We start from the raw sequence: 9,593 nt of genomic DNA on the forward strand, positions 1-9,593 counted from the left end.
AGCGATTGCTTGCAGGTCGTTCGAAAGGGTCCGCTAGCGATTGCTTGCAGGTCGCTCGAAATGGTCAGCTAGATCGTCGCGGCATCGATGACGAACCGGTAGCGGACGTCGCTTGCGACGACACGGTCGAAGGCGCCGTCGATCTCGTCGGCGGAGATCAGCTCGATCTCGGCTCCGATCCCGTGCTCCGCGCAGAAGTTCAGCATCTCCTGGGTCTGCGCGATGCCGCCGATCATCGAGCCCGACAGCGAGCGCCGGTAGGCGGCGAGGTTGAAAGTCTTGACGCTCATGGGGTTCTCGGGCAGACCGAGCTGCACCAGGGTCCCGTTCACCGCGAGCAGGCGTAGGTAGCTATCGATCGGCAGGTCGGCCGAGACGGTGTTGATGATGATGTCGAAGCGGTTGCGCAGTTCGCGGAAGGTCTGCTTGTCGCTTGTCGCGTAGTAGTGGTTGGCGCCGAAGAGTTTGCCGTCGTCCTGCTTGCTCAGCGAGTGGCTGAGCACGGTGACCTCCGCGCCGAGGGCCGCGGCGATCTTCACCCCGACGTGCCCGAGGCCGCCCATGCCGACGATCGCGACCTGCTTGCCCGGTCCCGCGTGCCAGTGCCGCAGCGGGGAGAACAGGGTGATGCCCGCGCACAGCAGTGGTGCGGCCACGTCGAGTCCGATGCCCTCCGGGATCGCGAGCACGAAATGCTCTGTCACCACGACCTGCGTCGAGTAGCCGCCCATCGTATGGCCGCCCGGCTGGACCGCAGGGTCGACCGGGGTGTTGTAGGTCATGGTGGCGCCGGACTCGCAGTACTGCTCCTCATCGGCGAGGCAGGGGGCACAGACGCCGCACGAGTCGACCATGCAGCCGACACCGACCCGGTCACCGACCTGATGCTTGTTCACCGCGGAGCCGACCGCCGCGACGATGCCCGCGATCTCGCGCCCCGGAACACAGGGATATGCGGCGCCGCCCCATTCGTCGCGAGCGGTGTGGATGTCGGAGTGACATATGCCCGCGTATTTGACGTCGATCAGCACATCGCGCGGCCCTAGTTCACGGCGCTCGATGGTGACCTTCTCGAAGGCGCCATTAGGCGAAGGCATGGCGTAAGCGGCAGCGGTCCTCATGCGTATATGCCTACCGCCGCATGAGCATGTTTGCCAACCGCCTCGCGGGACCTCTTCGAGCGACCTGCGAGCAGTCGTCGGGGATGTTGGCGGAATCTACCCGGCGAGATGATGATCTCCGGCCACAATGGAATTCATCAGGTGTAGTCGAGGCGGGAGCCGATGGACGACGAATGGCATCGCGTGCCCGAACGGGACCGTGTGAGAGGTGGCGGGCGGGCGCTCGCCCTGCTCGTTGCCGCGCTGCTCGCGGTAGCCGCTTTCCTGGGTTTCCGTGGTGAACTCCCAGGATGGCCTGCCAACGGGCCCGATACGGCCGGGTCGGCGATATCGGAGCCGGTTGCGCCGCTGGATCCGGTGGCGGTCGCGCATTTCGTCGAACCGGCATTGGTGAATATCAGCACCTCGAGCCCTCCCTTCGGGCTCGGGGCCTCGGGCTCGGGGATCGTGCTCACCGCCGACGGACAGGTGCTGACCAGCCATCACGTGGTGAAAGGCGCGGAAGCGGTCACCGTCACCGATGTCGGCAACGGCCTCGAATACGACGCGACGGTGCTCGGTTACGACTCGGGCGCCGATATCGCGCTGCTGGAACTCGGTAATGCCGTCGACCTGGTGATCGCGAATGTCGGCAGCTCATCGGAGCTGCGGATGCGGGATCAGGTCCTTGCCATCGGCAATGCGGGCGGCAACGGCGGCACCCCGACCGCGATCACGGGCAGCATCACCAATCTGGACAGCACTATCGTCGCGCTCAATTCCGCCGATCTGTCGCGCAAGGCACTCTCGAACATGCTCGAGGTCGCCGCGCCGGTCAGTTCGGGGCAGTCCGGCGGCGCGCTCGCCGACCGGAATGGCGCGGTGGTCGGTGTGATCACCGCGGCGTCGGGGGAGCCGGCGCGCGAGGTCGACAGCCAAGCGAACGGCTATGCGGTGCCGATCGATACCGCGATGCGGGTGGTGCGGCAGATTCGATCCGGTACGCCCACCGATACCGTGCACATCGGGCCGACCGCGACCCTCGGCATCATCATCTCGAATGCGGAGCCCGCCGGCACGGGGGCACGGGTGGACGTCGCGACCTATGGGATGCCCGCCTACACCGCGGGCATCGTCGCCGGCGATGTGATCACAGCGATCGACGGGCGCGCGATCACCACCGCTCAATCGTTGCGCGCGGCACTGAACACCCGCCGACCGAACGACCCAGTTGGTCTCGCGGTCACGGGAGCGGACCGTGTTCAGCGCACGGTGCCCGTGGTGCTGACGGTCGGGCCGCCCAACTGATTGCCTTGCCGGACTATCGAATTCAGACCAGCGACAGCCAGTAATCCTGGAAACGCAGGAATACGAGCAGCAGCACCACCGCGTAGAACACCGCGACGAATGTCCACCGCCACTCGGCGATGACGCCGAGCGGTCCGCGTGAACGTCCCCACAGTTGGTCGGTGACGACCGCGAGCAGCGGTGTGATGATCGCCCACACCACGATGCAGTACGGACACAGTGCATTGATCCGGTACAGGCTCTGGAAGATCAACCAGCCGATGAAGACGACGCCGAGTGCGGTGCCGAGCCACAGCCCGCCCCAGATCCAGCGCGGAAACCGCACCCCGGCGACCGTGAGGACGCCGAGGGTCACGACCACCGAGAAGCCGACGATGCCGATGATCGGATTCGGGAATCCGAACAAGGCGGCCTGGTCGGTCGCCATTACCGACCCACAGGACAGGATCGGGTTGATGCTGCACGAGGGCACGTACCCGGGATCGGTGAAGAGCTTGAAGCGCTCGATGGTCAGTGTGACCGCGGCGATCCAACCGGCGAGGCCGCCGATCAGCAGCACCCACGCCGACCGCGCCGTTGCTGTGTCGGTCACTGACTCGCGGCGGCGGCGATCGCGGGTGCGAGACCGCCCGGTCCGAAGATCTCCTGCTGGGAGTCGATCTGCTTACCGTTGACGAATACCGACGGGGTGGACTTGATTCCGCTGTTGAGTACGTCCTTGGTCTTGTCCTGGATGTACTTGTCGTACCTGCGCTCGGTAATGCACTCGGCCACAGCGGAATCGGTGAAACCGGCGTCCTCGGCGATCTGGATCAGCTTGTCGTCGGGCAGGCCGGCGCCGCCCTCGGCGGGCTGCTGGGCGAACATGGTGGACAGCCACGGCAGGTACTTCGTCGGATCGGACTGGGCGACGCAGTAGGACGCGTTCGCGGCCCGCGAGGAGTATTGGGTGGTCGAGGCCTTGTCCAAGAAGGCGATCACGTTGTATTCGACAGCGGCCGTGCCGTTGTTGACGGCTTCTTCGAGCACCTGGGAGTTGGCGGCCTCGAAGCCTTTGCAGGCGGGGCACTGGAGGTCGGCGACCACCCGGACGGTGACCTTCGCGTCCGGTTTGCCGATGCGGATCGCGCCGTTGTCGGTGATGGAGCCCTGCACCGTGCCGCTCTGGCTGGAGGCCGCGATGGTAGGTGTGGCGCCGGGGCCGTTCTTGCGATTGTTCTTCACCGCGAGGCCGATGCCGATGGCCGCGACCAGCCCGATCAGCACGACAGCAACGCCGACCTGAATGAAGATCTTTCGGTTGCGGTCGGACCGTTCCGCCGCCGCCAGCGGATTCTTCTTGCCACCAGGGTTGTTGCTCACCGTGCGTTCACCACGCCTTTCGCTAGCCTGCCGGGTTTCCTGCCGCCACGATGGTAGTTCCGGGGCTCGCCCCGGCGTGGTCTGGCACGGCCAACATCATCGTGGGTCAACCTGAGAAATTCCGAAATGGTCAGGCCTGTTCCAAGCGCCGCTTCTGCTCCTCGATATCGAAATCGGGGGGTGGCCAGTCCAGATTCAGCTTTTCGAGGGCGTCGATGAGCAGCTCGGTGACCGAGAGCCGGGCAAACCATTTGCGGTCGGCGGGGATCACGTGCCACGGCGCCTTTTCGGTGGAGGTCCGATCCAGCATCACCTGGTAGGCCTCTTGGTAGGCGGGCCAGTAGCCGCGCTCGTCGATGTCGGCGGGGTTGAATTTCCAGTACTTGTCCGGTCGTTCGAGGCGTTCCATGAGCCGCCGCTTCTGTTCGTCGAGGGATATGAACATCGCTACCTTCACCAGGGTGGTGCCCTGACCGACGAGCTCCTGCTCGAATGCGTTGATCTCGTCGTAGCGCGGCTCCCAGACCTTCGCAGGCACCAGGTTGTGCACCCGCACGACGAGCACGTCCTCGTAGTGCGAACGGTCGAACACCCCGATCTGGCCGCCGCGCGGCAGTGCCTTGCGGATGCGCCACAGGAAGTGATGCTGCTTCTCTTCCTCGGTCGGCACCCCGAACGAGGCGTGATCGACGCCCTGCGGGTCTACCGAGCCGATGACGTGCCGGACGATGCCGCCCTTGCCCGCGGTGTCCATACCCTGAAGCACGAGCAGGATATTGCGGTAATCGCCGGACCGGCCGTTGGCGTACAACTTTTCCTGTAGACCCGACAGGACCTGGGCGCGTTCGGCCTGATATCCGCTGGCCTGTTTTTTGCCGCCTTTGAATCCGGGTGTGCCGGAGGTGTCCAGGTCGGCGATCCGCAAGCCATCGGCCCGCAGTGCGTCGGTGGGCGGTAGAGACCAGTGCGTCGCCATCGCTCCAGCTAACCACGGTGAGCAACGGGAGAAGGGGCGTTGACTAACCCGTGTCCGACCAATCGGTACTCATCGGATCTGTGCCAGACGCAGGATCTGTTCGGCGAAATCCTCGTCGGATACGGGGGTGAGCACCAGGTCGTTCGAGGAGGCGAGCAAGTACCGGCCGTCGCCGGTGAAGTCGAGCCAACTGCGGTGTCGGGTCGGCGGGGACATCGGATGATCGGGATCCACGGTCACGGTTATGAAGCCGCGGCCATCGACCGGTTTTCGCAGCGTCTGGCGCAAGCGTGCGGCGCCGCGGTGGCCGTTGGTGACGAAGGGTTCGGTGCGATCGGGATTCAGCACCGCGTCCTGCGGCTCCCGCATCGGACCGAGCCTGCCCGCCGATGCCGAGCCGATAATCTGGACAAGGCGCTGGCCGAGGGTACGAGCGTGGCACATCTGCACGATCACTTTGTCGGTGGTGGCGACCAGGATGCCCGCGTGATTGTGCACAACCGCGGCGAAGGCGAGAATCGGATCGGTGTCGCTCGAAGCGCCGTTGCGCGAGGGGACCCTGCGTTCTCCGGAGACCGTGATGGTGGTTGCGTCGGAGCGCGCGCACATCATGAGCGCTGCGGCAAGATCCGGGTCGGCCTGGCGCGCGAAGCGCTGCGGTAATCGCAGTGCGGCGTACTCGGTTTCGGTGCGGGTGGTGGCCGAGGGCATCATGTTGACCGGGTAGGGCCGTCGGTCCAGGCTCGTTTCATTTTCCCAGACATGCGAAAATTCGTCTGGAGTAAGAATCCATTTCACCGCGCTCCGCCCCCGCCGACTGATGTCGGCCGGCCGGGGGTGCCATCGGCTGATGTCGCGCTTGGTCCATCAGGTGGCGGCGTGAAGCGGGGGACGCGGTCGCCGGAGGCCGGCATGGTCGGGGTGTAGACGTAGGTCATCGTGTCCTGGACATCGGCCTGGCTCGCGGCGGCCGCGATGTCGTGTTCCATTCTGCGCTGACCCCCGTGCACGGCCTCTGCGGCAGGGTCGTCCAGCGGACGGTACTCCTTCGGCGCCGGGATGGCAGCTCGAATGGTTTGCGCAGCTTCGCAATTCAGCTCCATCAGGCGCTGCACGGTACGGCAGACCTCGTGTGCTTCGGTGCCTGCGCGGACGAATGCCCTGGTGGCCTCGTGCGCGGCGTCGGCGGATCGGCCCGACCAGCGCGCGAATTCGCGGTTGGCGGCGTCGGAGAAGGTCTGGAACGCCTCGGCGAGCGCGACGGCGTTCGATTCCCATCCGGTCGCTACCGCGCCGAGCGCGGCCGGATCCAGGGCCTCGTGCACGAGGTCCCAGATCTCCCGATGGGTGTAGGCGCCGAACCGCTCTCGTTCGGGGGCGAACGCGGGATCGGTTCCACCGCTTGTTGTTGCGGCGTTGCTGGTCAGCCGTTGCTGTCGGACGCGGATGTCGTCGGCGGTTGCCCTGGCAGCCGCATCGCTGGGCGCGTTCACCGGGGATCCAGGTAGTCGGTGATCAGCGCGAGGGCGGCCTTGTTCGCGGCGTCGGCGTCCTCGAACCTTTTGCCCGCCGCGAGATATGCGGCCTTGAACAACAGCGCCGTTTCCTGGAGGGCTGTCACGGTATCCAGGTACTGCGTGCCCTTGTTGCCGAATCCCTGCGTAAGGCCCTGTCCCGTAGGCAGATTCGGAAAACCGGCAACTTCGGTGACGAGATGTCCTGTGACCGTGGCCTTTTGCAGGTCATCGATGAGTCTGTCGCAGGCCGCGGCAAGATTATCGGCGACGTCTTCGGCAAGCACGAACGGCTCGCCGCCGCCACCGGTGGCCGCCGCATACAGCTGTCTGGCCATCCGCTGCCCGATATCAGGTACCGCCATCTGGGTCGCCCCCTTCTGTTCGGTCCACACCCACCGCACGCGTCTGTCCACACCCACCGCACGTACTGGTTGCGACTCTACCGGTCGGTAACGCGTGAGTGGAGACCCTTGCTCGCGGCTGCACTGCGGCGCTGTGTGATGTGGGGCACGCCAGCCGGTTACACTGCCACTGGTCTGGGGAGGTTTTCGAAGGGGAAGGCGTCCGGTGCCCGAAATCGAAGAAGTACTCCCGAAATACCTGCAAATCTCGCGGGATATCCGCAGTCGGATCGAGCGCGGGGAGCTAGGTCCCGGTGCCGAGGTGCCCTCCGAGCGGGAGCTGGCCGCGAGCTGGCGGGTCGCGCGGCCGACGGCGGCACGGGCGCTGAATGAGTTGCGGCAGCAGGGGATTGTGGAGTCGCGGCGTGGATCCGGTACGTATGTCGTCGATCGCAGTGCGCTGCCCGCGGCGCGGGAGCGGGGTGACCGGGGGCGGCAGTATGGCTCGGCGCACTCCGAGAACGAATCGGTGACCGTGTTGGAGGCTGGGGTGGTGGACGGGCCCGTGTGGGTTCGAAAGGAGCTCGCGGTGTCGGTGGGTGGCTCGGTGCTGGTACGGAAGCGGTTGGTGTCCAACGATTCCGGTGTCAGCGAGCTCGCGACATCATGGTTTGACGCCGCACTCGCCGAGATCGCGCCTCGGCTGCTCGACGCCGAGCGACTGGCGGGCGGGACCGTCGGATACCTCGAGTCCGTGACCGATCGGCGTGTTTCGTATGCCCGCGACCGAATGAGTGCCCGCCTCGCCACAACCGACGAACGCCGTCACTTCGACCTCGCCCGTCCGGCGGCGGTGCTTGTCTATCAGTTGACACTGCATGAGGCCGACGACGCGGTCCTACAGTTCGACGAGGTGGTCTACCCGCCGGATCGCTGGGAGTTCCAGCAGGAGTATTCCGCCAGCTCGTAGGCTGTTTTCGGCATTGACAGCGGCATTGCGTAACTGGCATAGTCCACTTGGCGAGTGTGGCATAGGCCAATGGGGTGGGAGGGTGCGATGTTCGATCAACTGACCATCGGTAGCTGGGTGGTCGTGGGGGAGCACTGCTCCGTCCGCCGCGCACCTTTGCGTCGAGACGACTACTTCACCTTCGTCTTCGAAAGCGGCGGAAGCGAATTCGAATTCGCACTGGCCCCGGAAATGTTGCGTCGCATGGTTGCGCTGGTTGCCGACCCGCTACCTGTTTCTGATGAGCCGGACTGAATTGTGGCTTCCGGCATGGAGACTGGGTGGTGGGCGGGCCTCGAAGCCGCGATTCTCGTCGAACTCCTCGCCAGTGCAAGTACTCGTGTCGTGTCCGTACCCGGAATTCCCTGCTCTTCGGCAGTAAACGCTTGTCACGCAACCACCGCCAGTCCTCACGCTGGAAGCCGTGTGCCTGCCTGCTCGGGCTGCGGAAGGGAAAGCCGGGACTTTTCCCGACGTGCCCAGCACTGCTCGGCTATCCGCTGGAAGGTGAGATCGGCTCTTGGGCGGGGAACGCTACGGAGGTGTTGGGATGAGTGACGCTTGGGGCTGGGTGGGTTGGGTGACGCTGTACGAGTTCGGTGCGCTGAGTGGGTTGGGTGCCGCTGAGTGGGTTGGGTGCGCTGAGTGGGTTGAGTGATGTCGGGTGGGTGGGGTGCGCTGAATGGGTGGGGTGCGCTGAATGGGTGGGGTGCGCTGAATGGGTTGGGTGACGTTGGGTGAGTTGGGCGTCGCTGAGCGAGTTGGGTACGTCGAGTGGGTTGGGTGACGTCGGGTGGGTTGGGGTGCGCTGAGTGAGTTGGCTGGCGTTGGGTTGGTCGGGCTGCGGTTTGGGGTAATGGTCATGCAGGAACTCTTCGGGATCACCATCCCAGGATGGGTTGGCGGTCAATGGTTTACCGGGGGTACTGCTGGGCGCGTCAGGTGGGGTACCCGGCTTTCTCTACCGCAACCCGGGCAAGGCAGGCACACGGCTTCCGGCGTGAGGACTGGCGGTGGTTGCGTGACAAGCAATTTGAGTATCGACGGTAGTCAAATGGTGGCTTCGTGGGCAGGCATTCACGGCCACCATTCCACTACCGTCGATAGCCATTTCACCAAGGCCGATCAGCCTGATACGGAATGGACGATGACTCCATATATGGAATGGCGAACGATGCTGTATCGCGAAACGATGCGCGATGTCGCATCACGGAACGGTGCGCGATGTGGCATAGCGTCACGACGCACGACGCACGACGCACGACGCACGACGCACGACGCACGACGCACGACGCACGACGCACGACGCACGACGCACGAGTCGCGACGCACGACGCACGACGCACGAGTCACGAGTCACGGCACACGCGGGACGACGCACGCGAGACGACGCACGAGGCGCATCGCGAAAGGATGTCGTATCGGGGTGCGGCGCATGATGTCGTATCGCGAAACGATGTCGCATCGCGGAACGGTGCACGACGCTGTTTCGCGAAACGATGCCATATCGCAGAACCGCGCACGATGTCGCGTCGGGGAACGATGCACTATTACACAGCGGCGAATAGCAAGAATTCGCCCGCCAGCAGGGTAGCGGAATGTGACGATGGAATGTGAAAAGGGGTGTCCAACAAAGAATTTCGAGATATAATTCGAACATGGATTCGAACCCCGCCTCGATCACCGACCCGTCGGTAGAGGCGGCGTTATCCACCCTCGAAGCCGGACTCACCCAAGTCATGAAAGTCCGCACCGACACCCTCAACAACCCCGACCGGCTACGCGTACTACAACGCATCGAGACAGTCGTGCGAGCATTACCCGGGCACGGGCTCGAATTGGTCGCGCAAATCGAACGGCAATGGAACAACAACGAATTCGCCACCCCGAACGTCACCGACACTATCGCCGAAGCGCTACACATCAGCCCCGGCGAAGCACGCGCACGATGGCGCGCAGCCCAAGACCTCGCACACCGCA

The 9,593-nt window shown here is 64.8% G+C and carries 11 protein-coding genes; 4 read left to right on the forward strand and 7 right to left on the reverse strand.

Annotated features, from left to right (window positions below; all coding sequences use genetic code 11):
* Positions 1–68: 68 nt before the first annotated feature.
* Positions 69–1,121 carry an NAD(P)-dependent alcohol dehydrogenase gene (locus ACLMAJ_RS09890; RefSeq protein ID WP_412013240.1) on the reverse strand — a complete coding sequence of 351 codons (1,053 nt, stop codon included), beginning with the start codon at positions 1,119–1,121 and terminating at the stop codon, positions 69–71.
* A 162-nt stretch (positions 1,122–1,283) separates the two neighbouring features.
* On the opposite strand from ACLMAJ_RS09890, the gene ACLMAJ_RS09895 reads away from it, so the two are divergent.
* Positions 1,284–2,408 carry a S1C family serine protease gene (locus ACLMAJ_RS09895; protein ID WP_412013241.1) on the forward strand — a complete coding sequence of 375 codons (1,125 nt, stop codon included), beginning with the start codon at positions 1,284–1,286 and terminating at the stop codon, positions 2,406–2,408.
* A 22-nt stretch (positions 2,409–2,430) separates the two neighbouring features.
* Here the strand turns inward: ACLMAJ_RS09895 and ACLMAJ_RS09900 are convergent, their stop codons facing one another.
* The 6 genes from ACLMAJ_RS09900 to ACLMAJ_RS09925 all read right to left on the reverse strand — a co-directional run bounded on the left by ACLMAJ_RS09900 (position 2,431) and on the right by ACLMAJ_RS09925 (position 6,625).
* Positions 2,431–3,000, reverse strand: coding sequence for a vitamin K epoxide reductase family protein (locus tag ACLMAJ_RS09900; protein WP_412013242.1), 570 nt, complete (start codon positions 2,998–3,000; stop codon positions 2,431–2,433).
* Positions 2,997–3,770: a DsbA family protein gene (locus ACLMAJ_RS09905; RefSeq protein WP_412013243.1), complete on the reverse strand. Its 774-nt coding sequence runs from the start codon at positions 3,768–3,770 to the stop codon at positions 2,997–2,999. Before ACLMAJ_RS09905 ends, ACLMAJ_RS09900 begins: the two co-directional genes overlap by 4 nt.
* 130 nt (positions 3,771–3,900) lie before the next feature.
* Positions 3,901–4,746, reverse strand: a complete 846-nt coding sequence (locus ACLMAJ_RS09910; RefSeq protein WP_412013244.1) for a polyphosphate kinase 2 family protein — start codon at positions 4,744–4,746, stop codon at positions 3,901–3,903.
* A 69-nt stretch (positions 4,747–4,815) separates the two neighbouring features.
* Positions 4,816–5,544: an ESX secretion-associated protein EspG gene (locus tag ACLMAJ_RS09915; RefSeq protein ID WP_412013245.1), complete on the reverse strand. Its 729-nt coding sequence runs from the start codon at positions 5,542–5,544 to the stop codon at positions 4,816–4,818.
* Positions 5,541–6,239, reverse strand: coding sequence for a hypothetical protein (locus ACLMAJ_RS09920; RefSeq protein WP_412013246.1), 699 nt, complete (start codon positions 6,237–6,239; stop codon positions 5,541–5,543). Before ACLMAJ_RS09920 ends, ACLMAJ_RS09915 begins: the two co-directional genes overlap by 4 nt.
* Positions 6,236–6,625 (reverse strand): hypothetical protein, encoded by a 390-nt coding sequence (locus ACLMAJ_RS09925; RefSeq protein WP_412013247.1) that lies wholly within the window; start codon positions 6,623–6,625, stop codon positions 6,236–6,238. The genes ACLMAJ_RS09920 and ACLMAJ_RS09925 overlap by 4 nt, the downstream gene beginning before the upstream one ends.
* A 205-nt stretch (positions 6,626–6,830) precedes the next feature.
* On the opposite strand from ACLMAJ_RS09925, the gene ACLMAJ_RS09930 reads away from it, so the two are divergent.
* From ACLMAJ_RS09930 to ACLMAJ_RS09940, 3 genes are all read left to right on the forward strand, one after another.
* The gene (locus tag ACLMAJ_RS09930; RefSeq protein WP_412013248.1) at positions 6,831–7,574 is read left to right on the forward strand and encodes a GntR family transcriptional regulator; all 744 of its coding nucleotides are present in this window, start codon (positions 6,831–6,833) and stop codon (positions 7,572–7,574) included.
* A gap of 87 nt (positions 7,575–7,661) precedes the next feature.
* On the forward strand, positions 7,662–7,868 hold the full coding sequence (locus ACLMAJ_RS09935; RefSeq protein ID WP_412013249.1) for a hypothetical protein: 207 nt from the start codon (positions 7,662–7,664) through the stop codon (positions 7,866–7,868).
* Positions 7,869–9,271: 1,403 nt separating this feature from the next.
* The coding region (locus ACLMAJ_RS09940; protein ID WP_412013250.1) for a DUF222 domain-containing protein at positions 9,272–9,593 on the forward strand (322 nt) is incomplete at its 3' end.

The sequence above is a fragment of the Nocardia arseniciresistens genome (assembly GCF_046764875.1).
Classification (GTDB): domain Bacteria; phylum Actinomycetota; class Actinomycetes; order Mycobacteriales; family Mycobacteriaceae; genus Nocardia; species Nocardia arseniciresistens.